The sequence below is a fragment of the Mesorhizobium sp. WSM4871 genome, assembly GCF_055811295.1.
On sequence record NZ_JBVVPU010000010.1, the window covers coordinates 226,845 to 250,346 of the forward strand.

General features: G+C 64.3%; 23 protein-coding genes. 16 read left to right on the forward strand and 7 right to left on the reverse strand.

What is annotated here, in order from left to right; genetic code table 11:
* Nucleotides 1-69: 69 nt before the first annotated feature.
* Together AC0L2H_RS21705 and AC0L2H_RS21710 are read right to left on the reverse strand one after the other, a co-directional pair.
* Entirely contained in the window at nucleotides 70-870 is an 801-nt protein-coding gene (locus AC0L2H_RS21705; RefSeq protein ID WP_473592123.1) for an endonuclease/exonuclease/phosphatase family protein, read from the reverse strand.
* A gap of 129 nt (nucleotides 871-999) precedes the next feature.
* Nucleotides 1,000-2,460, reverse strand: a complete 1,461-nt coding sequence (locus AC0L2H_RS21710; RefSeq protein ID WP_473592124.1) for a phospholipase D-like domain-containing protein — start codon at nucleotides 2,458-2,460, stop codon at nucleotides 1,000-1,002.
* Nucleotides 2,461-2,694: 234 nt separating this feature from the next.
* On the opposite strand from AC0L2H_RS21710, the gene AC0L2H_RS21715 reads away from it, so the two are divergent.
* The 6 genes from AC0L2H_RS21715 (at nucleotide 2,695) to lpxK (ending at nucleotide 8,289) form a co-directional block, all read left to right on the forward strand.
* Nucleotides 2,695-4,038: a TldD/PmbA family protein gene (locus tag AC0L2H_RS21715; protein ID WP_473592125.1), complete on the forward strand. Its 1,344-nt coding sequence runs from the start codon at nucleotides 2,695-2,697 to the stop codon at nucleotides 4,036-4,038.
* Nucleotides 4,025-4,831 (forward strand): 3'(2'),5'-bisphosphate nucleotidase CysQ, encoded by an 807-nt coding sequence (locus AC0L2H_RS21720; RefSeq protein WP_473592126.1) that lies wholly within the window; start codon nucleotides 4,025-4,027, stop codon nucleotides 4,829-4,831. The genes AC0L2H_RS21715 and AC0L2H_RS21720 overlap by 14 nt, the downstream gene beginning before the upstream one ends.
* Before the next feature lie 75 nt (nucleotides 4,832-4,906).
* Nucleotides 4,907-5,152, forward strand: coding sequence for a DUF4170 domain-containing protein (locus AC0L2H_RS21725; protein ID WP_473592127.1), 246 nt, complete (start codon nucleotides 4,907-4,909; stop codon nucleotides 5,150-5,152).
* 5 nt (nucleotides 5,153-5,157) lie between these two features.
* A complete protein-coding gene (locus AC0L2H_RS21730; RefSeq protein WP_473592128.1) occupies nucleotides 5,158-5,946 on the forward strand; it encodes a lysophospholipid acyltransferase family protein in 789 nt (262 codons plus the stop codon).
* The gene (waaA, locus tag AC0L2H_RS21735; RefSeq protein WP_473592129.1) at nucleotides 5,943-7,259 is read left to right on the forward strand and encodes a lipid IV(A) 3-deoxy-D-manno-octulosonic acid transferase; all 1,317 of its coding nucleotides are present in this window, start codon (nucleotides 5,943-5,945) and stop codon (nucleotides 7,257-7,259) included. Before AC0L2H_RS21730 ends, waaA begins: the two co-directional genes overlap by 4 nt.
* A gap of 1 nt (nucleotide 7,260) precedes the next feature.
* Nucleotides 7,261-8,289, forward strand: coding sequence for a tetraacyldisaccharide 4'-kinase (gene lpxK, locus AC0L2H_RS21740; protein ID WP_473592130.1), 1,029 nt, complete (start codon nucleotides 7,261-7,263; stop codon nucleotides 8,287-8,289).
* Here lpxK and AC0L2H_RS21745 read toward each other — a convergent pair whose 3' ends face one another.
* A complete protein-coding gene (locus AC0L2H_RS21745; RefSeq protein ID WP_008875222.1) occupies nucleotides 8,290-8,523 on the reverse strand; it encodes a DUF2093 domain-containing protein in 234 nt (77 codons plus the stop codon). It lies immediately after the preceding gene.
* A gap of 135 nt (nucleotides 8,524-8,658) precedes the next feature.
* Complete coding sequence (locus AC0L2H_RS21750) at nucleotides 8,659-9,564, reverse strand: LysR substrate-binding domain-containing protein (RefSeq protein WP_473592131.1); 906 nt, start codon at nucleotides 9,562-9,564, stop codon at nucleotides 8,659-8,661.
* Between the two features lie 111 nt (nucleotides 9,565-9,675).
* On the opposite strand from AC0L2H_RS21750, the gene AC0L2H_RS21755 reads away from it, so the two are divergent.
* The gene (locus AC0L2H_RS21755) at nucleotides 9,676-10,569 is read left to right on the forward strand and encodes a DMT family transporter (RefSeq protein WP_473592132.1); all 894 of its coding nucleotides are present in this window, start codon (nucleotides 9,676-9,678) and stop codon (nucleotides 10,567-10,569) included.
* Nucleotides 10,570-10,768: 199 nt separating this feature from the next.
* Here AC0L2H_RS21755 and mutL read toward each other — a convergent pair whose 3' ends face one another.
* Together mutL and AC0L2H_RS21765 are read right to left on the reverse strand one after the other, a co-directional pair.
* Nucleotides 10,769-12,631 (reverse strand): DNA mismatch repair endonuclease MutL, encoded by a 1,863-nt coding sequence (gene mutL, locus AC0L2H_RS21760; protein WP_473592133.1) that lies wholly within the window; start codon nucleotides 12,629-12,631, stop codon nucleotides 10,769-10,771.
* Between the two features lie 300 nt (nucleotides 12,632-12,931).
* Complete coding sequence (locus AC0L2H_RS21765; RefSeq protein WP_473592134.1) at nucleotides 12,932-13,840, reverse strand: LysR substrate-binding domain-containing protein; 909 nt, start codon at nucleotides 13,838-13,840, stop codon at nucleotides 12,932-12,934.
* 91 nt (nucleotides 13,841-13,931) lie between these two features.
* Between AC0L2H_RS21765 and AC0L2H_RS21770 the strand changes: the two genes are divergently transcribed.
* The 5 genes from AC0L2H_RS21770 (at nucleotide 13,932) to AC0L2H_RS21790 (ending at nucleotide 19,555) form a co-directional block, all read left to right on the forward strand.
* Nucleotides 13,932-15,482 carry a trimethylamine methyltransferase family protein gene (locus AC0L2H_RS21770; protein WP_473592135.1) on the forward strand — a complete coding sequence of 517 codons (1,551 nt, stop codon included), beginning with the start codon at nucleotides 13,932-13,934 and terminating at the stop codon, nucleotides 15,480-15,482.
* A 41-nt stretch (nucleotides 15,483-15,523) separates the two neighbouring features.
* Nucleotides 15,524-17,173, forward strand: coding sequence for an ABC transporter substrate-binding protein (locus tag AC0L2H_RS21775; RefSeq protein WP_473592136.1), 1,650 nt, complete (start codon nucleotides 15,524-15,526; stop codon nucleotides 17,171-17,173).
* 121 nt (nucleotides 17,174-17,294) lie between these two features.
* Complete coding sequence (locus tag AC0L2H_RS21780; RefSeq protein ID WP_473592137.1) at nucleotides 17,295-17,774, forward strand: DUF3828 domain-containing protein; 480 nt, start codon at nucleotides 17,295-17,297, stop codon at nucleotides 17,772-17,774.
* Between the two features lie 4 nt (nucleotides 17,775-17,778).
* Nucleotides 17,779-18,360: a hypothetical protein gene (locus AC0L2H_RS21785; protein WP_473592138.1), complete on the forward strand. Its 582-nt coding sequence runs from the start codon at nucleotides 17,779-17,781 to the stop codon at nucleotides 18,358-18,360.
* A 7-nt stretch (nucleotides 18,361-18,367) separates the two neighbouring features.
* Nucleotides 18,368-19,555: a mandelate racemase/muconate lactonizing enzyme family protein gene (locus AC0L2H_RS21790; RefSeq protein WP_473592139.1), complete on the forward strand. Its 1,188-nt coding sequence runs from the start codon at nucleotides 18,368-18,370 to the stop codon at nucleotides 19,553-19,555.
* A 28-nt stretch (nucleotides 19,556-19,583) separates the two neighbouring features.
* Here AC0L2H_RS21790 and queF read toward each other — a convergent pair whose 3' ends face one another.
* Complete coding sequence (gene queF / locus AC0L2H_RS21795; protein ID WP_473592140.1) at nucleotides 19,584-20,045, reverse strand: preQ(1) synthase; 462 nt, start codon at nucleotides 20,043-20,045, stop codon at nucleotides 19,584-19,586.
* A 131-nt stretch (nucleotides 20,046-20,176) separates the two neighbouring features.
* Between queF and AC0L2H_RS21800 the strand changes: the two genes are divergently transcribed.
* From AC0L2H_RS21800 to AC0L2H_RS21815, 4 genes are all read left to right on the forward strand, one after another.
* Nucleotides 20,177-22,222, forward strand: coding sequence for an oxidoreductase (locus tag AC0L2H_RS21800; protein WP_473592141.1), 2,046 nt, complete (start codon nucleotides 20,177-20,179; stop codon nucleotides 22,220-22,222).
* Nucleotides 22,223-22,315: 93 nt separating this feature from the next.
* The gene (locus AC0L2H_RS21805; RefSeq protein WP_473592142.1) at nucleotides 22,316-22,513 is read left to right on the forward strand and encodes a hypothetical protein; all 198 of its coding nucleotides are present in this window, start codon (nucleotides 22,316-22,318) and stop codon (nucleotides 22,511-22,513) included.
* A gap of 139 nt (nucleotides 22,514-22,652) precedes the next feature.
* The gene (locus AC0L2H_RS21810) at nucleotides 22,653-22,895 is read left to right on the forward strand and encodes a type II toxin-antitoxin system Phd/YefM family antitoxin (RefSeq protein WP_473592143.1); all 243 of its coding nucleotides are present in this window, start codon (nucleotides 22,653-22,655) and stop codon (nucleotides 22,893-22,895) included.
* 17 nt (nucleotides 22,896-22,912) lie between these two features.
* Nucleotides 22,913-23,350, forward strand: coding sequence for a PIN domain-containing protein (locus AC0L2H_RS21815; RefSeq protein WP_473592144.1), 438 nt, complete (start codon nucleotides 22,913-22,915; stop codon nucleotides 23,348-23,350).
* Nucleotides 23,351-23,502 lie beyond the last annotated feature (152 nt).

Here is a 23,502-nt window from a genome sequence, read left to right on the forward strand (position 1 = left end):
GCCGTCCGCCAGGCGAGCTTGGCGCCAAGCCGGTTTGATTGCGGGAGGGGCCATGGCCACACAGCCACCTTACAGGCGCACGAAGGCCGTGAGCGGCAGATGATCGGAGGCAACCCGCGAAAGCGGGGTGTCGTGCGCTTCGACGGCCGAGATCATCCCGTGCCGGTTGGCCATGATCCGGTCGAGCGCCAAGAGCGGAAGGCTCGATGGAAAGGTGGGGACCGCCGGCGGCAACGGGCCAAAGGTCGTATGCAGCGTGTTCAGGGAGGAGCGGTTTCCCAGCCGCCATTCGTTCAGGTCGCCGAGCAGCAGCGTCGGCCTTTCGTCGGCACTGCTCATGATGTCGAGCACGGCACGGGCCTGCTCGGAGCGCGAGCGGCGCAGCAGGCCGAGATGGGCCGCGATGACGCGCAGCGTCGGTTTGTCGTCGAGATCGATCTCGGCAACGAGCGCCCCGCGCGGCTCGAGCCCCGGCAGCTTGATCTGGTGCACGTCGCGCACGGTGCCGCGCTTGAACAGAAGCACATTGCCGCGCCAGCCATGTCCCTTGCCGTTTCCGGCAATCGGCACCGGCACCAGTCCCGTTTCCATTTCGAGGCGGGCAAGGTCGAGCAGCCCGGCACGATCGCCAAAGCGGTTGTCGGCCTCCTGCAGCGCGATGACATCCGGGCTGATTTCCCGGATGACGCGAGCGGTGCGTTCGGGGTCGAATTTCCGGTCGACGCCGATGCATTTGTGGACGTTATAGGAGGCAACCACCATTTCGGTGTCGTCAGTGCGCTTGCGCTGCTCGGATTTTGCCTTCCGCGCATTTCTGGCGCGGATGGACACGAGCACGCTCTCCGGAAGGCTGCGTTCGTTTTTATGCATGCGCCTGCTGTTTATTTCCTTGCTTCTGAAGCGCGTCACGTTCGACCGGCCTCATGCGACGCGCTTTAGATTCTTGTTGTTATGCATGTCGTTACCGCAAAACCGCTGCACACTTTTGCGCGACATGCATTAGAGATAGGGCGAGCCCAACCACAGCACACGGTCGAACAGGCGAACGATGAATGGTCGTGCTCGCAGGGCTTCGAGCGTTACAGGTACGGCGCGGGCGATCGCCGAAGCGATCCTCTCCTCGACCTCCGAGGCAAAGCCGGCGTCGAGGACCTCCATGTCGATCTCGAAATTCAGCCTCAGCGACCGGGCATCGAGGTTGGACGATCCGACATAGGCCCACACGCCATCGATCGACATCAACTTCGAATGGTCGAACGAGCCCTCGTGGCGCCAAACGCGGCAATAGTGCTTCAGCACCTGGTCGAACTGGGCCGTCATCGCGCGGTCGACGAGGAAAAGGTTGTTCACGGCCGGCACGACGATATCGATTTCGACACCGCGCCGGCCGGCTGTCGTCAGCGCGCTGATCAGTTCCCGGTCCGGCAGGAAATAGGGCGACATGATGCGGATCGATTTGCGGGCGACGGAAAATGCGCCGATCAGCAATTTGTGGTTCGTTTCGATGCTGGCATCCGGCCCTGTTGCCACGGCGCGGACCATCATCGGCTGGCCGGGCGGCGGCGAGAGGTCCTTTATTTGCCAGATGTCGCCTTTCAGTGCCTCGTTGCCGGCGAAACGCCAATCCTCGGCCGCAACCGAGAAAAGGTCTGATACCACCGGGCCGGTCACCTGGAAATGCGTGTCCCTGGAGCTGTCGGGGCCCGCGAATTCGGCTGAAAAGCCCTTGCGGATGTTCATGCCTCCCGTGAACGCGACCATGCCGTCGATGACCAGGATCTTCCTGTGGGTTCTCAAATTAGCATAGGGAAGTCTCAGGCCCATGACGATATTGCCGTTGAAAAGATCGACGGTAATATCAGCCTCCTTGATCTGCTTGAGGATGCTGGGCACCGAGTAGCGCACGCCGACCGCGTCGATCAGCACGCGCACGGTCACGCCGCGGCGGACGGCACGGCCAAGCGATTCGACGAAAAGCTGCCCGGCGGAGTCGTTGTCGAAGATGTAGGTCTCGAGAAGGACACTGCGCTCGGCATTGTCGATCGCCCGGCACATCGCCCCATAGGCCTCGTCGCCCGTCCGCAGCACCGATATCGTGTTTCCATAAGTCAAGGGGCGCCGCGCCACCCTGTCGCCCAGCGTTTTCAGTCCGGCAAACCGCTGGCCGTATTGTGCCGCGATTAGTGCCTCGGTGGCGGTGTCGGGGTCCTGCTTTGCCGAAGCGGCCTCGTTGGGAAAGGGCCGCATGGCGCTGATCGTCGCGCGGCGGATTCGATTGATGCCGGCGATGGCATAGATGATTGCGCCAAGGAATGGCGAAAGCAGCATCACGCCCACCCACCCGGTGGCGGCGCGCACGTCTTCCTTCGTCATGACGGCATGGACGATGCCGACTGTCGCCATCACCCCTGAAATGATCGCGAGGATCTGGGGCCAGTGTGTCGCTAGGGCCTGCAACATTGCCGAAACTATCCAGTGTGCGGCCGCGGAACGCAATGCATCTGCTTATTCACGGTGTTGACGGGCTGGCATTGGCTGTGCCCTGCGGCTCGCTGTCGACGGTCGGAGTTGGCCGCCTGTCGATGGTCGTAGTGGCGCACATGCCGCATCGCCCATTGCAGAAGCGGCATCGGGACAATAGATGGTGCTGCAACGGCCGCCCCGATAGCCGGCTGAAAAAGCAGGATCACCAGTATGACGAATACGCTTGACGCAGCGAAATTGACCGACCGCGTCGCCGCCCTGGTCGAGGCCGCCAGGCGCGCCGGCGCCGACGCCGCCGACGCGGTCGCCGTGCGCGGCCGCTCGGCAGGCGTGTCGGTGCGGCTTGGCAAGGTCGAGGCCACAGAGGCGTCCGAGAGCGAGGATGTGTCGCTGCGCGTCTTCGTCGGCAAGCGGGTGGCGAGCGTCTCGGCGACGGCGGCATCCGATCCGAAGGCGCTGGCCGAACGCGCCGTGGCCATGGCCAAGGTCTCGCCGGAAGATCCCTACCAGGGCCTCGCCGATCCGGCCTTGCTGGTCCACAAGCCGCGCGATCTCGATCTGTTCGACGCGACAGAAGTCTCCGCCGACCAGTTGAAGGAGGCGGCGCTCGCAGCGGAAGCCGCGGCCCTTGCCGTCAAGGGCGTCACCAATTCAGCCGGCAGCGGCGCCAGCGCCGGGCTGGGCGGGCTGGTATTGGCCACCTCGCACGGCTTCGTCGGCCAGTATGTCGCGTCGCGTTTTTCGCGCTCCACCAGCGTCATTGCCGGCGAGGGCACCGGCATGGAGCGCGACTATGAATTCTCCTCGCGCCAGCACTTTTCCGACCTCGACGCGCCGCAGGATATCGGCCGCAAGGCCGGCGAGCGCGCCGCGCGGCGCATCGGCGCGCGCAAGGCGGCGACCGGACCGGTCGATGTGGTGTTCGATCCGCGCGTCGCGCGCGGCATTGCCGGCCATCTCGCCGGCGCCATCAACGGCGCGTCCGTGGCGCGCAAGACCTCGTTCCTGCGCGACATGATGGGCAAGCAAGTCGCCGCCAGCGCGATCACCGTCACCGACGAGCCGCTGCGCCGCCGTGGCCAGGCGTCGCGTCCCTTCGACGGCGAGGGCGTCGAGGGCGAAAAGCTGTTCATGGTCGACAAGGGCGTTCTCAACCACTGGTTCCTCTCGACCTCGGCGGCGCGCGAACTCGGCCTCGTCACCAACGGGCGCGGCTCGCGCAGCGGCTCATCGGTGTCGCCGTCATCGACCAACCTCGCCATCGAGCCCGGTGAACGGACGCCGGAAGAGCTGATCAAGTCACTGAAAACCGGTTTCTACGTCACCGAAGTGTTCGGCCAGGGCGTCGACATGGTGACCGGCGAGTACAGCCGCGGCGCCTCCGGCTTCTGGATCGAGAATGGCGAGCTCGCCTATCCCGTCGCCGAAGTGACCATTGCCTCGAACCTCAAGACCATGTTCCTCAACATGGTTCCCGCCAGCGATCTCGATCGCAATTTCGGCACCGCAGCGCCGACGCTGCTGATCGAAGGAATGACCCTTGCCGGAGCTTGATTCGATCACGGCAGCCGGGGCCGGCGAGGATCTGCCGCTGCTGCGCGACGCCGCCCGCGAGGCGGGCGCCATCGCCATGCGCTATTTCGGCAACAATCCGCAAGTCTGGATGAAGGGCGGCACCTCGCCGGTGAGCGAGGCCGACCATGCCGCCGACGCTTATCTGCGTGACACGCTTTTGGCGGCGCGGCCGGACTATGGCTGGCTGTCGGAGGAAACGGCGGACGACCCGATAAGGCTTGCCGCGCGCCGCACCTTCGTCGTCGATCCGATCGACGGCACGCGCGGTTTCCTCGAAGGCCTTCGCTCCTGGTGCGTCAGCGTCGCCGTTGTCGAGGACGGCCGCACGCTGGCCGGCGTGCTCGAATGCCCGGCCAAGGATGAGACCTACTGGGCGCTGCCAGGCCAGGGAGCGTTCCGTAACGGCAAGCCCATTGCCGTGCGCGGCCCCACAGCGACGGTCGAGATCGGCGGGCTGAAGCAATTGATCGACCTCATGCCGGCGCAATGGCAGAGCCGGCTGCAGCGCGCGCCCCATATTCCCTCGCTCGCCTACCGGCTGGCGATGGTCGCCAACGGCACGCTCGATGCGACCTTCATCAAGCCCAACGCGCATGATTGGGATATCGCCGCGGCCGATCTCATCCTGCGCGAGGCGGGTGGTGCTTTGCTCGACCAGAACGGCCGTGCGCCGCTTTATGCCGGCGAGGTGATCCGCCATGGCGCGCTGGTCGCCGGCAGCGGCGAACTCCTTGCCGTGCTGGCCGGCGTGATTGCCGGGCTTGAGGGCTGAACGGACATCAATGGTTCCAAAGTCGGCGGCTTTGGTCTAGACCTGTCACAAACTCACGATATGTGAAGGATCGACATGACCGCGGAAGACGGAAAGAAGCAGCTTTTGCACCTGGTGTTCGGCGGCGAGCTGAAGCAGCTGGGCGGGACTGAATTCCGCGATCTCGACGCGCTCGACATTGTCGGCATCTACCCGGACTATCAATCCGCACAGACGGCATGGAAAGCCAAGGCGCAAGCCAGCGTCGACAATGCCCATATGCGTTATTTCGTGGTTCACCTCCACCGACTGCTCGACCCCGACAGCAAGGCTGCCGGTTGAAATCGATGGAGCATGAGGCAGTGAAAGGGTCGGCCACCAGGTCCGCGGTCAAAAGGCATCCCGGTGGCACGCCCAAGACGCTCTGGCGCAAGATTCGCGAGCCGTTGGCGCAGTCGCGATTCGTCAAGAACATCATTGTCGGCTTGCTTGCCCAGTTCGTCCGCCTGGTCCGCCTGACCAACCGTGTGGTCGACGGGTCGGCGAAGATATCTGGCGGCGCCTATGCCGAGTTCGAACCCGGAATCATTGCCTTGTGGCACGGCCAGCACCTCCTGACCCCGGCCTATTACCCCAAGGGACGGCCCCTGGTCGCCATGGTGTCGCGCAGCGCCGATGCCGAGCTCAACGCGCTGATGATCGAGAAATTCGGCATCGAGGCGGTGCGCGGCTCCGGCGGACGCGACAGCTCCAGGCATCTCGACAAGGGCGGCGCCAAGGCGCTCATTGCCCTGAAAAAGTCGCTCACCGCCGGCAAGAACGTCGCCATGATTGCTGACATTCCCCATGGCACGCCGCGCGACGCTGGGCTCGGCATTGTTCTCCTGGCGCGGCTTTCGGGCCGGCCGATCCTTCCCGCCGCCATCGCCACCAGCCGCCGCAAGGTGCTGGAGAAGAGCTGGGACAAGACCACGATAAACCTGCCTTTCGGCCGCTCCTCGATCATCGTCGGCGCGCCTGTGTTCGTTCCAGCCGATGCCGATGATGCCGAAATGGAACGCAAGCGCCAGGAGGTCACGGCCTCGCTGAATGCCGCGACCGCCGAGGCCTACCGTCTCGTGGATGGCCCGAAATGAGCGAGCGCTGGGCGCGCGCCTTCCTGACGGCGTATCGTTTTGCGGGGGCCGCCGCCTATCCGCTGATCGGACCTTACGTCGCCTGGCGCACCTCCATGGGCAAGGAAGACCGAAACCGACGGCGCGAGCGCTACGGCATCGCCGGGCGCGAGCGCCCCGACGGGCCGGTGATCTGGATCCATGCGGCAAGTGTCGGCGAGACGCTGGCCGTCATACCGCTGGTCAAGAGCATTCTCGACTACGGCGTCAACATCGTGCTGACAACGGGCACGGTTACCTCGGCGCAGGTAGCCGATGAGCGGCTCGGCGACCGTATCATCCATCAATATGTGCCGCTCGACCTCAAGCCGGCGGTCAGCCGCTTCCTCGATCATTGGCGGCCGGACCTGGCGATCATCGCCGAATCGGAGATCTGGCCGATGACCATCCTGGAACTCGGCGCGCGCCGTGTGCCGCAGGTGCTGGTCAATGGCAGGCTGTCGGACCGCTCGTTCAAATCCTGGAAGAAACGCGCCAACATCGCCGAGGCGCTGTTCGAGAATCTCGCCCATGTCGTCGCCCAGTCGGATGTCGACGGCGAGCGCTTTCTTTCGCTTGGCGCCCGGCCGGTCACGGTATCCGGCAATCTCAAGGTCGACACCACGCCGCCGCCGGCCGATGAAAAGGCTCTGCACGCGTTGCAGCGCCAGATCGGCGCCCGCCCGACCTGGGCGGCGATATCGACCCATGACGGCGAGGAGGTGGTGGCCGCCGAGGTCCATGCGATGCTGCACAGGCGTCACCGCGGTCTTTTGACGATCATCGTTCCGCGCCATCCCGACCGTGCCGAAGCGCTTGCCGCGCAGATTTCCGGCATGGGCTTAAAGCTCGTCCGCCGCTCCAAGGGTGACAAGATCACCGCCGACACCGATATTCTGCTTGGCGACACGATCGGCGAGATGGGGCTCTATCTCAGGCTGACCGAAATTGCCTTCGTCGGCCGTTCGCTGACCTCGGAAGGTGGCCAGAACCCTTTGGAACCGGCCATGCTCGAGACGGCGGTGCTCGCCGGCCGCAATGTCCAGAATTTTCGCGAGGCCTACCAGCGCCTGCTCGACAGCGGCGGCGCCAAGCTGGTGCGCGACCGCGACATGCTTGCTGGCGCCGTCAACTTTCTTTTGACCAACGAGGCGGCGCGCCACGAGATGATGGCGGCGGGTGCGGCGACTGTCGACGAGATGCGCGGCGCGCTGGCGCACACGCTGCGCTCGCTCGAACCCTACATCCAGCCGCTGGTCGTCAAGTCGCGCCTGAAGGGCGCCAACGGCCGCTAAGGTGGCCAGCGAAGCACCACCCTTCTGGTGGGAGGAACCCGATTGGCGGGCGCTGGCGCTGACGCCGCTGTCCGCGATCTATGCACTCGTTGCCGGCCGCCGCATGCGCTCGGCGGCGCGCGAGAAGATCGAAGCGCCGGTGCTGTGCGTCGGCAACTTCACCGTCGGCGGCACCGGCAAGACGCCGGTGGCGATCGCGCTGGCAAGACAGGCCAGGCGCATGCAGCTCAATCCCGGTTTCCTGTCGCGCGGCCATGGCGGCTCGTTTGGAGAGCCGCATGTCGTCGATCCGCATCACGACGCCGCCAGGCATGTCGGCGACGAGCCGCTGCTGCTGGCCGAACACGCGCCGGTGGCTGTGACGCCGAACCGCGCAGCCGGCGCCAGGCTTTTGCTGGAGAAGCATGGCTGCGACTTCCTGATCATGGATGACGGCTTCCAGAGCGCGCGCATCCATATCGACTATGCGCTGGTCGTCGTCGACGCGCGCTACGGCGTCGGCAACGGCCGTGTCATTCCAGGCGGGCCGCTGCGGGCAAACATCGTCGACCAGCTGGTTTTCACCAGCGGGCTCCTCAAGATGGGCGAGGGCACGGGGGCCGATGCGGTCGTGCGCCAGGCCGCGCGGGCCGCCCGCCCTATCTTCGAGGCGCGTACAAAACCAAGCCGCGAGACGGGGTTGGCCGGCAAGCGGTTTCTGGCTTTTGCCGGCATCGGTCACCCCGACAAGTTCTTCGACACGGTCCGTCAAGCCGGCGGCGAGGTGGCGCTGACCCGTTCGTTTCCGGATCATCATTTCTATGGCGGGGACGAACTTGCCGAACTGGCGGCGACGGCGCGTCGCGAGGGGCTCGGCCTCGTCACCACCGCCAAGGATGCCGCCCGGCTGCGCCATGACGCCGCCTCAGCCGATTTTCTTCGGCAGCTTGAGGTGCTGGAGATCGACACCGTGTTCGAACCCGAGCACGTGCCCGAGCGCATCATCGGCGAGACGCTGGATGCCTGGCGGCAGCGCAAGCTGAAGGGTTGATCAGCGGCGGCTGCGCAGTTCCGGATGCGCCTCGATTTCGCGGCGCAGCGAAGCGGTTGCGCTCACATAGGGTTCCTGTCTGGCGACGCTCCAGTATTTGAGTTCGTCCAGAGGGATGCTCTCGCCGGTCACGGCGCAACGCACGAAGGCGCCAGGACTGGTCACCTGGAAGTCGCCGTCGAGATAACGGATACGTGCTTCCTTGCCGCCGGGGCCTTCGAAACGGTTCATCATGGGGTGGCGCCGAAATTCATGACGATGTCATCGCCATAAATCCTGGCAAGGTCAAGCTTGGAGCGAAGTGACACCGGATTTGGTCACGTACGTTTCCCCTGAGCGCCAGGTCGATCAAGCCGGCAAATGGATGTCTTATCCTTCGGCTGCGATAAAATCCTCGATCTTTTCGGCAGAAAGGCCCGCCTGGCTTGCAATGCGGCGAGCGAGGTCTGCTGCCGCGGCGCGCGGCCGTCCCAGCGGCCGGTCGAGCCAGTAGGATATCGGGCTCAGCACGCTGCGCTCGTCGACCGCGACAATGCGGCCCGACTTCAATTGATCCACTGTCATCGGTGGCCTTGCCAGCGCGATGCCGAGCCCGTGGGCTGCTGCATCGAGCACCAGATTATAATCCTCGAAGCGGCGGTCCTGTGGGCGCGGGCGGTAGTCCATGTCCTGCGCGGCAAACCAGGCGCGCCAGGCCGAAGCGTCGGAATCGTTGATCAGCGGGTATTTGAGCAGCCGGGCAGGGTCGCCGCGGCCAATTTCCCTGGCGAACTCCTGAGAGGCGACGGGGAAAACATGTTCCTCGAAGAGCTGCACCGAGACGCGGCCAGGAATGCGGCCGCGTCCGCAGCGGACCGAAAGATCGATGCCCTCGTCGGCAAGGTCGGCCTGGCGGTTGTCCACATCGAGCACGATGCGCAGCTTGCTGGGGTTGCTTTCAAGCGCGGCCATGCGCGGCATCAGCCACAGACCACTGACCGAAGGGATCGATGCCAACCGTATCACGGCGGTGCCGCGCGGCTCGATCCAGCGGTCCGAATTGCTTGCGATCAGCGCGAAGGCTTCGGTGGTGCGCAGATGCAGGCGGGTTCCCTCGATGGTGAGTGACACCCCGCGCGCGCCACGGTCGAACACTTTCAGCCCGAGCCAGCCCTCGAGTTTGGCGATCTGCCGGCTGACGGCTCCATGGGTGAGGTTGAGCTTTTCGGCAGCGGCGGAAAAGCTGCCCGTGCGGGCCGCCGCGTCGAAGGCGCGCAAGGTCTCAAGCGGTAGCATCTGTTCTGAGCTGTGATCCATACTCACAGGTGACCCTCGATTTGGTCGTTTGTCAACCGCTCCGGAATGGCGTTTTCTCTCTCTATGGCAGCAAAGAGCGAGGGCAGCGAGATGAGCGTCTATACCGGCACGTTGAATTCGACACAGCGCATGGACACCACGGCGGCCATCGCGGTGGCGCTCACGGTGATCGGCTGGGCCTCTGCTTTCCCGGCCATCCGCGCCGGTCTCACCGCCTTCGATCCGCTGGAACTCGGCGCTCTGCGCTTTGCCATCGCCGCCGTGCCGGCCGCGATCTTCCTTGCCGTCAAGCGTCCGGCGCTGCCCAGGGTCGCCGAATGGTGGCGCTTCGCCTTTGGCGGTACCGTCTTCGTCGCGCTCTATACGGCAATGCTCAATTTCGGCGAACTGACCGTCTCGGCGGGTGCGGCCGGCTTCATCATCAATGTCAGCCCGATCTTCACCGCCATCATGGCGATGGCGCTGCTCGGCGAACGCTTCTCGGGCATGGCCTGGGCCGGCACGGCCATCTCCTTCGCCGGCATCGGCATCATCGCCATGGGCGAAGGGCAGGGCCTGCACTTCAATACCGGTGCGCTGCTGGTGTTGGGCTCGGCGCTGTGCTCGGCCGTCAACACCATCGTCCAGAAGCCGCTGTTTGCCCGCCATCACCCGCTGACCATCGCCGCCTCCAACATGGTGCTCGGCGCTCTGTGCCTGGCGCCCTTCCTGCCGAATGCACTCTCGCAGGCAGCGGTCGCCGACACTGCTGGCCTGGGCGCCGTCGTCTTTCTCGGCATCGTGCCGAGCCTCATCGCCTACGCCGCCTGGGCCACAGCCCTGTCGCGCCTGCCTGCCGCCCGTGCCTCGAACTTCCTCTATCTGGTCTCGCCGGTGGCCACCCTGATCGGTTTTTTCTGGCTGGGCGAAGTGCCGACGCTGCTCGGCATCATCGGCGGCGCGCTGGCGCTCGGCGGCGTCATCGTGGTGAATTTGAAGAGGTGAATCAGGGGATTGGAAGGTTTACATGAATCGAAAAGGACCGCTGAAAAGCGGTCCTTTTCGGACCCCCACCCGGACCTCCGGTCCGACCTCCCCACAGGGGGGAGGTAGGGCGCCGGATCTTACCCTCCCCCTTGTGGGGAGAGTCGCTGCAAAGCAGCGGGGTGGGGGTCTGCGCCAGCGAATCTCGTAAGCCAGAGCCTTACCGCCGTCCGAACAGCCGCTCGATATCGGCGAGTTTGAGCTCGATATAAGTCGGGCGGCCGTGGTTGCAGGTGCCGGAGCCAGGCGTCGCCTCCATCTGGCGCAGCAGCGCGTTCATCTCTTCTGCCTTGAGCAGCCGGCCGGAACGCACCGAGCCGTGGCAGGCCATGGTCGCGGCTATTTTGTCCAGCCGTTCCTTCAGCGTGTCGACCGTGTCGTTGTCGGCGATCTCGTCGGCGAGGTCGCGCACCAGTTGCTGGACGTTGGTTTCGCCGAGCATCGACGGCGTCTCGCGTACCGCGACCGCACCCGGGCCGAAGCGCTCGATGCCTAGGCCGAAGCGGGCCAGCGTTTCGGAATGCATGGCAAGCCGCTCGGCATCCTCCTCCGGCAGATCGACGATCTCGGGCAAAAGCAGCATCTGCGACGGTACCGCGCGGGAGTGCAGCGCATTCTTCAAGGCTTCATATACCAGCCGCTCATGCGCCGCATGCTGGTCGACGATGACCAGCGAATCCCTGGTCTGCGCGACGATGTAGTTTTCATGCACCTGCGCGCGGGCAGCACCGAGCGCGGTGCCAAGCAGCGTCTCAGATGCTTCATTGAGCCCGGCCCGCGCGTCGGCGCTGTGCAGCGGCCCGGCATCGAACGCCGCCTGGTCGTTCTCGCGGAAGCCGCCATTTCCAACGCCGTCAAACCCCATGTCGAGCGGTCGCTGCGGCGAGCGGTCGAAACCGGCAAAGCCGGAGGCGCGGTAGGAAGCCTCGTAGCTGCGATGGCCGTTGGCCGGGCCGGGATGCGCGTAGGAGGCGGCACCCGGCCGGAATGCCGCCATCATGCCGGCGGCCCCGGTGGTGGCGGCACGGATGCCGGCATTGGCGAGCGCTTCGCGGATGGCGCCGACGATCAGCCCGCGCACCAGTCCGGGGTCGCGGAAGCGCACGTCGGCCTTGGCCGGATGGACATTGACGTCGACGATGGCCGGGTCGAGGGTCAGGAACAGCACGGTCACCGCATGGCGATCGCGCGGCAGCACATCGGCGAAGGCGCCGCGAATGGCACCGGCGATCAGCTTGTCGCGCACAGGCCTGCCATTGACATAGGCATATTGCTGCAGCGCGTTGGCGCGGCTGAAGGACGGGATCGAGACATGGCCGGCAAGATGCACGCCGTCACGCACCGCATCGATGGCGATCGCATTGTCCGGAAAGTCGGCGCCCATCACTTGCGCGACACGGCGCAAGCGGCCTTCCGCACTGTCATCGGTCGCCGGCAGCTCGAGCGTCGAGCGGTCGGAGCCGGCCAGCGTGAAGCGCACGGCGGGAAAGGCGATTGCGATGCGCTTGACCACATCGCTGGTCGCCGAGCTTTCGGCGCGCTCGCCCTTCATGAATTTGAGCCGGGCCGGCGTGGCGAAGAACAGGTCGCGCACCTCGACCGTGGTGCCGCGATTGGCCGCCGCCGGCTTGATGGCGGACACGCGGCCGCCCTCGATGCCGATCTCCGCGGCGCTGTCGCCCGACGCCGTGCGCGAGCGGATCGACAGCCGCGCCACCGAGCCGATCGACGGCAAGGCCTCGCCGCGAAAGCCGAGCGAGCGGATGTCGTGAATATTGTCGGCGAGCTTCGAAGTGCAGTGGCGCGCGATCGCCAGCGCCAGCTCCTTTTCCGGAATGCCGGAGCCGTCATCGGTGACGCGGATCAGGTTTAGCCCGCCGCCCGCGGTGACGATCTCGACCCTGGCAGCACCGGCATCGAGCGCATTTTCGACCAGTTCCTTGACCACGCTCGCCGGACGCTCGATGACTTCGCCGGCGGCGATCTGGTTGATCATCGTTTCGGAAAGCTGGCGGATGGGCATGGGAACACTATAGGCGGATTCGATGCGATTGCGGGAGGGGCAGAATTGCATTGGTCTGTGCAAGGCGCGAAACTGCTCCGTTGCGCTCCGTCCCACCCCCCTCTGTCCTGCCGGACATCTCCCCCGCAAGGGCCCCGCAAGGGGGGAGATCGGATGCCGCCTCGGCCTTCGCCAATCTCCAACGTCTGAAGGCTGGCGAAGCGCTGAAACTGCCAATCTCCCCCCTTGCGGGGGAGATGGCCGGCAGGCCAGAGGGGGGTACTGTCCCGCCAGAATCAAAGATGTTCAGAGCCGTCGCCCTCACGCCTGCGCGGCCAGCCAATCCCGTACCTTGCGGGCGTTGTCGCTGAGTTCGCGGTTCTTCGGCCAGATGATGTGGAAACGCTTGCCGGTTCTCATCACATGGCTGGTGGCGCTCACCAGCAGGCCCGATGCCAGCAACCGCTCGGCAAGGTGGCGCCAGCCAAGCGCTATGCCTTGCCCCTCCATCACCGCCTGGATCACCAGCGCGTAGTCGTTGATGCGCAAGCCGCGCCCGGCGTCGGCCTCGCTGAGGCTGGCCCCGGCCGACTGGAACCACTCCTCCCAACTCGCCGCCTCGCGAAACGGCTCCTCCAGATGGATCAGGCGGTGTGATAGCAATTCCTTGACGGTCCGGGGCAGGCCGAACTTCGCCACATAGCTGGCGCCGGCGACGGGAAATATCTCCTCGTCGGCCAGCGGCAGGCAATGATAGTCCGGCCATTCCCTGGGTTCTCCGCCGCGCACAGCGAGCGGGATACCTTCTGCGATAATGTCGAGGTCGCGGTCGGCGGTCTGGATACGCAGGTCGACGCCCGGCAATTCGTCGCGGAACTGCTGCAGGCGCGGCATCATCCAGAACGAGCCGAAGGCCGTCGACGCGGCAAGCGTCACATGGCCGCCGCTCGCCTGCTGGCGCAGATCCTCCGCCGACTTGCGGATGTGTGAGAGCCCCAGCGAGACGTCGGCATGAAAGCGCTCGCCGGCCTCGGTCAGGCTGACCTGCCGGTGGCGGCGCTGGAACAGCTTGGCGCCGAGCTTTTCCTCCAGCCCGCGCACGGCATAGGAGACGGCGGCCTGCGTCATGCCGAGCTCGCGCCCGGCGGCGGTAAAGCTCGACAGCCGCCCGGCCGCCTCGAAGACGATCAGGCTGCCGGCCGAGGGCAAGAGGTGGCGCAGGCTTCGCATAAGCAGAGCTTATACAAGAGATCAGGATTTTCCAGCGTCACAGTCATATTTCGTCTCGCTAAGTTGATGCCTGGGGAGGATGGGAGTTGCCATGAGCGCACCGGCCGTTGAAGTGACAGAGCACACCAATCGACGCGGTGGCGGCCGCCTCGGGCGCAAGGCGCTGCGGGGCGCACCGATAGCGTCGTTTCCGACCCTGGTCCGCCAGATTCCCACCTATCAGATGGTCCCGGACGAGGCGGTGGAGCTGATCCATCAGGAATCGCTCTCCATTCTCGAAGAAGTGGGATGCGAGTTCCGCGACGACGAGGCGATCGCGATGTGGAAGGCGGCGGGGGCCGATGTCTCCGAGACACGCGTCCGCATCGACCGCGCTCTTCTGATGGAACTCGTCTCGAAGGTTCCGCCGGAATTCACGCTCAATGCGCGCAACCCCGAGCGTTCCGTGCGCGTCGGCGGAAACAACTCGATCTTCGTGCCGATGTATGGCGCGCCTTACGTGCGCGATCTCGACAACAACAGGCGCTACGGCACGCTCGCCGACCTCAACAATTTCCACAAGCTCGCCTACATGGCCCCGGCGCTGCATTCGTCGAGTTCGATCATCTGCGAGCCGATGGAAATTGCGGTGCCGAAGCGTCACCTCCACATCATCCATTCGGCGCTGAAGCATTCCGACAAGCCGTTCATGGGTATCGTGACCTCCAGGGAACGCGCCGAAGACACGATGGCGATGGCAGGCATCGTCTTCGGCGAGGACTATGTCCGCGACAACCCGGTGCTGGTGTCGATCACCAATTGCAACTCGCCGCTGGTGTGGGACGCCACCATGCTGGACGCGATGAAGGTCTATGCGCGCCACAACCAGCCGCTGATTCTGGCGCCCTTCGCCCTGTGCGGCGCCTCGACTTCGGCCTCCGCCGTGGGAGCGGTCGCGCAGGTCAATGCGGAAGCGCTGGCAGGCGTCGCCTTCACGCAGCTGCTGCGTCCGGGTTCGCCACAGATCTACGGACAGTTCATGGTAACGGTCGACATGAAGACCGGTGCGCCGATGGGCGGCACGCCGGAGGCGGCCCAGATGATGTATGTGATGGGCGCACTGGCGCGCAAATACCGGTTGCCATGGCGCACGTCCGGTTTCCATGTCGGCTCGAAGCTCAACGACGCTCAGGCGGGCTACGAGGCCAACATGCTGATGCATGCCGCCATCCTTGCCGGCGCCAATTACATCTGGCACTCCGCCGGATGGCTCGAGGCCGGCCTGACCTGCGGCTATTCGAAATTCGCCACCGACTGCGAACAGCTTGTCGGCTGGTACAAATATGCCGGCGGCCTCCCGTTCGACGATTTCAAGGAGGCCATGGCGGCGATCCGCGAGGTCGGGCCGCAGGGCCATTTCCTCGGCACCCAGCACACGCTCGACCATTTCCAGTCGGCCTTCTTCATACCAAGCATCATGGACTTCAATTCGTTCGAACAGTGGAAGGCCGAGGGGGCAAAGGACCACGATACGCGCGGCCGCGAAAAAGCGCGCAACATGCTCGCCGACTACGAGGAGCCGAAGCTCGATGAGGGCATCGCCGACGGTCTCAGAGATTTGATCGCGCTGCGCGAGGAGAAGCTGCCGGACAGCGTTAGTTGATGGACAGGCGAAGATCTGACGGAACCGTAAGGGAGGAAAAAATGACACTCTTCAGGAGCAATGGCGATCGTGTGCCGGGCGCCATCGAGGCAATGGCGAAAGAGACGCGCGCGGGTCGCATGGACCGGCGTGAGTTTCTTGCCTTGGCAAGCACCTTCGGCGCATCGACGAGCCTTGCCTATGGCATGATCAGTCTTGCCGTGCCGAAACAGGCTTCGGCCGAGGAGGCGAAGAAAGGCGGAACGCTGCACATATCGATGTCGGTGAAGGCGCAGAAGGACCCACGCACCTACGACTGGGTGGAACTGGCGAACATTTCACGCTGCTGGCTGGAGCCGCTTGTCCGCTATACCAGAGAATTCACCTTCGAGCCGGTCCTGCTCGAAAGCTGGGACGTCAACGACGACGCCACCGAGTATGTGCTGCATGTGCGCAAGGGCATCACCTGGAACAATGGCGATGCTTTCAACGCCGACGACGTGGTCTACAATCTGACGCGTTGGTGCGAGAAAGCTGCCGCTGGCAATTCCATGGCCGCGCGCGTTGGGGCGCTGATCGATGAGAAGACCGGCAAGGCCAGGGAAGGGGCGATCACCAAGGCCGATGACAATACCGTCAAGCTGAAACTGAACGAGCCAGACATCTCGCTGATCCCGAACTTCACCGACTATCCGGCGTTGATCGTCCACCGCGATTTCGATGCCGATGGCGCGGATCCGATCAAAAAGCCGATCGGCACCGGACCCTTCGAACTGGTTTCTTACGATGTCGGCCAGAAAGCGGTCGTCAAGCGTCGCGAGAACGGCAAATGGTGGGGCGGGGAAGCGCCGCTCGACAGCGTCGAATTCATCGACTACGGCACCGACTTCAACGCTACGGTGAATGCCTTCGATTCCGGTGAGATCGACCTCAACTTCGAGAGCCCCGCCGATTTCATCGACATATTGGACAAGATGGGGCTGGAAAAATCCGAGGTCGCGACAGCGACGACGCTCGTTGCCCGCACCAACATCACGCACAAGCCTTATGATGACCAACGGGTGCGCAACGCCCTGCAAATGGCCGTCGACAACAAGGCCGTGCTCGAACTTGGCTATGCCGGGCGAGGGACTGTCGGTGAGAATCACCATGTCAGCCCGATCCATCCGGAATACTACGCGCTGCCCAAGAAGACACGCGATGCGGCTGGCGCCAAGAAGCTGATGGCCGAGGCCGGACAGGCCGATTTCGAGCATGAACTGATCACCGTCGAGGACGATTGGCAAAAGAACACCGGCGACGCGATCGCCGGCCAGTTGCGCGACGCCGGCATCAAGGTGAAGCGCACCGTGCTGCCGGGTTCGACCTTCTGGAACGACTGGACGAAATATCCCTATTCCATGACGATCTGGTACATGCGCCCGCTCGGTGTCCAGGTGCTGGCGCTCGGTTATCGCACGGGCGAAGCCTGGAATGAAACGGCGTATTCGAATCCCGATTTCGACGCCAAGCTCAAGCAGGCGCTCTCGCTCATCGACGTTGAGAAGCGCCGCGAGGTGATGAAGGACGTCGAGCAGATCCTGCAGGATTCGGGCGTCATCATTCAGCCCTTCTGGCAGAAGCTCTACAGCCACATGAACAAGAAGGTGAAGAACTACGCCGTCCACCAGACCTTCGAGATGGATCTCCAGAATGTCTGGCTCGACGCCTGAGTGAGCTGCCAGCTCAGGAACCCTCTGCCAATGGACGAGGGTTTCATGGGCCGCAAAAAAGCCGGCATACAGGATTCGTGGTATGGAACGGTCCCCACCACGAAAGCCTGGAGATTATCGGATGAGACTGACTGTGCTTGCCGCCGCCCTCTCGATCGCAGCACCCGCGGCCGCCCTGGCCGGGCCGGCATCCAATGCGGTGAAGTTTTTCTATGTGCCTGAGGTCAAGTTCGAGGCCGACGAGCAATACCGCGACCGCTTCACCGAGCCGGTGACCAAGCTTTTCGATCTCAACGACCAGGCCATCAAGAACAATCCGGACGAGGTCGCCTGCATCGACTTCGATCCAGGTCTCGACGCGCAGGACTATGACGAGAAGACGGTCGCCAAGACGCTCAAGCTGTCGGAAGCGGTGGATGGCGACAGCGCCAATGTGACGGTGACCTTCAACCTCTTTCCGGAAGGCGATGATTCCAAACGTGAAATGGTGTGGTCGCTGAAGAAGGTCGATGGCAAATGGAAAGTCGCCGACATCGCTTCCAAATCCAGCGGCTGGACGCTCAGCGCGCTGGAATGCATGCCCGGTCCGGCGGCGGAGTGATGCAGTGCTTGGTCGCCTTGTCCTGGCATTGTCGTTGGTCTCGATGCTGGCGGCCGGGCTGAACGGCGGCGCCTTGGCGCAAGGTCTGTTCGGCGCGCCGCCGCTGAACGCGCCGTCCGGCGACGCCGGCAATGCGCCGGCCGACACGTCGCCCCCACCGGCGGCAACGGCGCCGACACCGGAACCAGCAGCGCCCGTGCTGCCCGGCTCGCCGACCGCCGTGGTAAAACCGTTCTACGAGCATCTCGGGCTGGAGCTCGACCCGGCCGAGCGCAAGAATTTCATCGACCCGGCCAGGACCGTGCTCGACAAGAGCGATGCGCTGCGCAAATCCGGGCAGGGCGAGTGCCTTGATCCCAACATGGCGCTCGACAATGCCGATTACGACAAGCTCGCGATCGACAGGAGCCTGAAGACCATCGAGGCGGTCAATGGCGACGAGGCCAAGGTGGTCGTCGCCTTCTTCGTCGAAGGCAACGCGCATCGTCTCGAATGGAAGCTCAGGAAGGTCGGCGGCGACTGGAAGATATCGGACCTTTTGTCGGTGACCGGGGAATGGGCGCTCAGTCAATACCAGTGCGAATAGGGAAGCGATGAAGATCACCAATATCCGTGTCACCCATGTCAACGTCCCGCTCGACGCGCCGTTCTGGTGGACGGCCGGTCTCTATGGCGGCGCCTCGAAATCGATCATCGAGGTCGAGACCGACGAAGGCGTGGTCGGCCTGGGTGAGGCGCCATGGTGGCATTTCGGCGAGGTGATCAAGGCCGAGATCGCGCCGGCGCTGATCGGCGCCGATCCGCTCGACATTGCCGATTGCGAGGCGCGCTGCGTGCCGCCATGGCAGATCACCGCCAACACCGGCGAGAACGCCGCTTCCGTCGCCTTTGGCGCCGTCGAACTGGCGCTGTGGGACATCCGGGGCAAGGTCTTCGGCATGCCGCTCTACAAAGTGCTTGGCGGCGCCGTGCGCAAGGACATTCCTTTTTCGGAATATTTTTCCTTTCGCGCCGCCGCGCAGGGCGGGGCAGGCGGCGAGATGACGCCCGAAGCGATTGTCGATTACTGCCTCAAGATGCGCGAGGAGCATGGCTCGACGATCTTCGAGGGCAAGCTGATCATGGGCGATCCCGAGCTCGAGATCAGGACCGTGCGCATGCTGCGCGAGGCTCTCGGCGACAAGGCGCAAATCAAGCTCGATTCCAACATGCAGTGGTCGCTGACATCGGCGCGCTGGGTGCTGCGCGAGATCGAGCCGTTCAACATCCGCAACTACGAGGATCCCGTCGCCACCTTCGAGGAGATGGCGGCACTTCGCCAGCATTCGCGCATACCGTTTTCAACGCATGTGCCGGATCTCAGGCGCGCGGTGGCGCTTGGCGCGCCGGATTATTTCGTCTGCAATTTCGCCGCTCTTGGCGGCCTGTCGAAGACGCTGAAGTTCATCGCCGCCTGCGAAGCGATGGGCAAGGGCTTCTGGTGCTATTCGAACGATCTCGGCATCATGACGGCGGCCTATCTGCATGTCGTGGCGGCAACGCCATGGATCACCGAGGCGTCGCAATCGCTGTTTGCCTGGCAGATCGGCGACGTAATCAAGGACGGTCCGTTCCGGCAGAAAGCCAACACGGTGCGCGTGCCGGAAGGTGACGGGCTAGGGGTCGAGCTCGACCCGGCGGCGATGAAGCGCTGGGCCGCGCATTTCGCCGAGCACGGGCCGATGCATCATTTCAGCGATCCGAACAATCCCGGCCGCTACCGCCGGCTGCCGCTGAACTGACGCCATGGGCCGGTGCGACGGACTTGGCTTAACCCCGCCCGCGATAGGGCGCCACGCCGGTGTCGGGCAGCCAGGCGCCTTCCGGCGGCGCGCCGGTCTGCCAGAACACGTCGATCGGGATGCCGCCGCGCGGATACCAGTAGCCGCCGATGCGCAGCCAGAGGGGCTTGGTCGCGGCCACAATGCGGCGGCCGATCATGACGGTGCAGTCCTCATGGAAGGCGCCATGGTTGCGGAACGAGGTCATGAACAGTTTCAGCGACTTCGATTCCACCAGAGCCGCGTCGGGGGCGTAGTCGATGACGATATGGGCGAAATCCGGCTGCCCGGTGACCGGGCAGAGCGAGGTGAATTCCGGGCAGGTGAAGCGCACGATGGCCGGTGGGCCGTCGCCGCGCGCAAATGGCACGGTTTCCAGGACCGCCGCGTCCGGGCTCTGTGGCGTCTCGACATGCGCGCCGAGCTGGGTGAGGGCTTTGGTGTCGATCATGAGCGGCTCCTTGCTGCCGCCGGAAGCTCTCTGGCGGCGAATGCGAATAGAATGTTGAAAGAGCGCGGCAATCCTTCAGGCGCGGCGCGTTTGGGCCGTTCATTAGCACAAATTGAAACCGCAGGAAGACGATGACCAGTAACGATCCGCTTCTCCAGCCCTACCGGCTCAAGCACCTGACGCTGAAGAACCGGGTCATGTCGACCAGCCATGAGCCAGCCTATTCCGAGGACGGCATGCCGAAGCAGCGCTACCGGCTCTACCATGCCGAGAAGGCCAGGGGCGGCATGGCGCTGACCATGACCGCCGGTTCGGCGATCGTCTCGCGCGACAGCCCGGCCGCCTTCGGCAATCTGCATGTCTATGACGACCGTATCGTGCCATGGCTTGGCGAGCTGGCTGACGCGTGTCACGAGCATGACTGCAAGGTGATGATCCAGATCACCCATCTCGGCCGCCGCACCGGCTGGAACAAGGCCGACTGGCTGCCGGTGCTGTCGGCTTCGCCGGTGCGCGAGCCGGCGCACCGCGCCTTTCCCAAGACCATCGAGGACTGGGACATCGAGCGCATCGTTGCCGACTACGCGGCGGCGGCGCAGCGTTGCCAGGCAGGCGGCCTCGACGGCATCGAATTCGAGTCCTACGGTCATCTTATGGACGGCTTCTGGTCGCCTGCCACCAACCAGCGCGACGATGAGTTCGGCGGCTCGCTCGACAACCGCCTGCGCTTCACCAACATGGTGCTCGATGCGGTGCGGGCCGCGGTTGGCGAAAAGTTCGTCGTCGGCATCCGCATGGTTGCAGACGAGGATTTCGAAAAAGGCCTGTCGAAGGACGAGGGGGTCGAGATCGCCAGGCGGCTTGCCGGCTCCGGCAAAGTCGATTTCCTCAACATCATTCGTGGCTCGATCGAGAGCGACGCGGCGCTGACCAAGGTCATCCCGGTGACCGGCATGCGCTCTTCCCCGCATCTCGATTTCGCCGGCGAGGTGAGGGCGGCGACCAAGTTCCCGACCTTCCATGCGGCGCGCATTTCCGATGTCGCCACCGCGCGTCACGCCATCGCCACCGGCAAGCTCGATATGGTCGGCATGACCCGCGCCCATATCGCCGACCCGCATATTATCCGTAAGGTGATGGAGGGCCGCGAGCACGAGATCCGCCCCTGCGTCGGCGCCACTTATTGCCTAGACCGTATCTATGAGGGCGGCGAGGCGCTTTGCGTCCACAATGCGGCGACCGGCCGCGAGGCCGAGATCCCGCACATTATCGTGAAGACCGAAGGCCCAAAGCGCAAGGTGGTGATCGTCGGCGCCGGCGCCGGCGGGCTGGAGGCGGCGCGCGTCGTCGCCGAGCGCGGGCACGAGGTGACGGTGCTGGAGGCGTCGAGCCAGGCTGGCGGCCAGGTGCGGCTGGCAACGCAGAATCCGCGCCGCAAGGAACTGATCGGCATCATCGACTGGCGGCTGGCCGAGCTCGACCGGCTCGGCGTCGACATCCGCTACGATACCTGGGCCGAGAAGGACGACGTGCTGGCGCTGTCGCCCGACGTGGTGGTGATCGCCACCGGCGGCCTGCCGCAGAACCCGCCGCTGGCGGCCGGCGACAATCTCGTCACCTCGAGCTGGGACATCATGGCCGGCAGCGCCAAGCCGGCCGAGAACGTGCTGCTCTATGATGACAATGGCGGCCATCAAGGCATGGGCGCAGCCGAGATCATTGCCAACAGCGGCTCGAGACTGGAGCTGGTTTCACCCGAGCGCTTCTTCGCCCCTGAAATGGGCGGCATGAACCACGTGCCCTATATGCGCGCCTTCCAGGAAAAGGGCGTCACCGTCACCATTAACACGCGGCTGCGCTCGGTGCGGCGCGAAGGCAACCAGCTGATCGCCGAACTGGCTTCCGACTTCGCCGATGGCTGGCGTGGCGAGCGGCGGGTCGACCAGGTGGTGGTCGAGCACGGCACCGCGCCGCTTGATGACCTGTACCTGGCGCTGAAGCCATTGTCGAAGAATGGCGGCGCGGTCGACTACGAGCGGCTGGTCAGCAGTGGCGACATTTTTCCGGAGCGCAATCGGGAAGGTGGCTTCGTGCTGTTGCGCATCGGCGACGCGGTCGCCTCGCGCAACATCCACGCCGCCATCTACGATGGCATCAGATTTGGATTGCGGATCTGAGGAGCCCGTCGGCGCGCAGCCGAAACCTTCAGAGAAAGAGCCACTTTCCGCCTAAGTCCGGTGCGCGCCGCCCATGCCGCCGAGCTTGCTGGCATGATCGGCATCCAGGGTGCGACACTGCCCCATCATCTCAACGCGATGGAGGCGCAAGGCCTGCTGGCGCGGCGCCGCGATCCGGACAACCGCCGGGTTCACAAGGTCGCGCTGATCGAAGCCGGCGAAGCGATGTTCCTCAATTGCGCACCGCCGCACTCGCCTCGACAAGCGGCTGCGGGCCGGATTGCCGGATGAGAGGCTGGTCGGGTTTGCGGAAGTGCTTGCGGCGCTGCGCGCCAATGTTGGGCAAATAGCGTGACCGACTGCAAGTCATTGTATCGACGATCTTCAGGTGCTATATGACCACAATAGTCATACTGTGGGGGTGAACACCATGCGCGAGATTCAGTTGAAGGATGCCAAGGCGACGCTTTCAGCGGTGGTCGATCAGGCCATCGCCGGAGAGCCCGCCGTCATCACGCGTCACGGTCGCAAGCAGGCCGTGATCTTGTCTTTTGAGGACTATGAAAGGCTGTCGCGGGTGCCGAGTTTTGGGCGATTGCTGGCGGCTTTTCCCGGGAGCGAGAATGATATTCCGCCTCGTTCCCGCAAGCCTGCCCGCAAGGTTGCCCTCTGACGCGGGCGTTCGATCCGATGTTTCTGCTGGACACCAACATCATCTCGGCGATGGCCCCATCCAAGAAGACTGATCGGGCAGCCTTGGCGGACTGGCTCGACGAAGCCAGCGAACATCTGTTCCTGTCCGTCGTGACGGCATCCGAGATCGTTTCGGGGATAGCCAAAGCCGAGCGCGAAGGCGCAACGACAAAAGCAGCCTTGCTGCGCAAGTGGTGGCAAGCGATCGAGCATCTCTACTTCAAGAGGATACTTCCCTTCGATTTGCGTGCCGCACACGCTGCCGGATCCATCCTCGACCGGACAAGGGCGCATAGGCCAGGATTTGAAGACATAGCGATCGCGGCGACTGCCGAGGTCCACGGATTGACGATATTGACTGACAACGAGCGGCATTTCGCACCGCTTGGGGTGCCAATGCTCAATCCTCTGAAAAACCTGCCCGCCTTGCGGTAGGGGTAGCTTGAGTTCGATGCAGCAAAATTGACCGCCATGGGCATGCCGATACGAGGGCCCCGCCCGTGCAATCTTTACCCTTCTGCATCGCTGTATACGCTTGATAAGTCCATGAACAGCATCGACACCGACGCCCTCGCCACATTGATTGT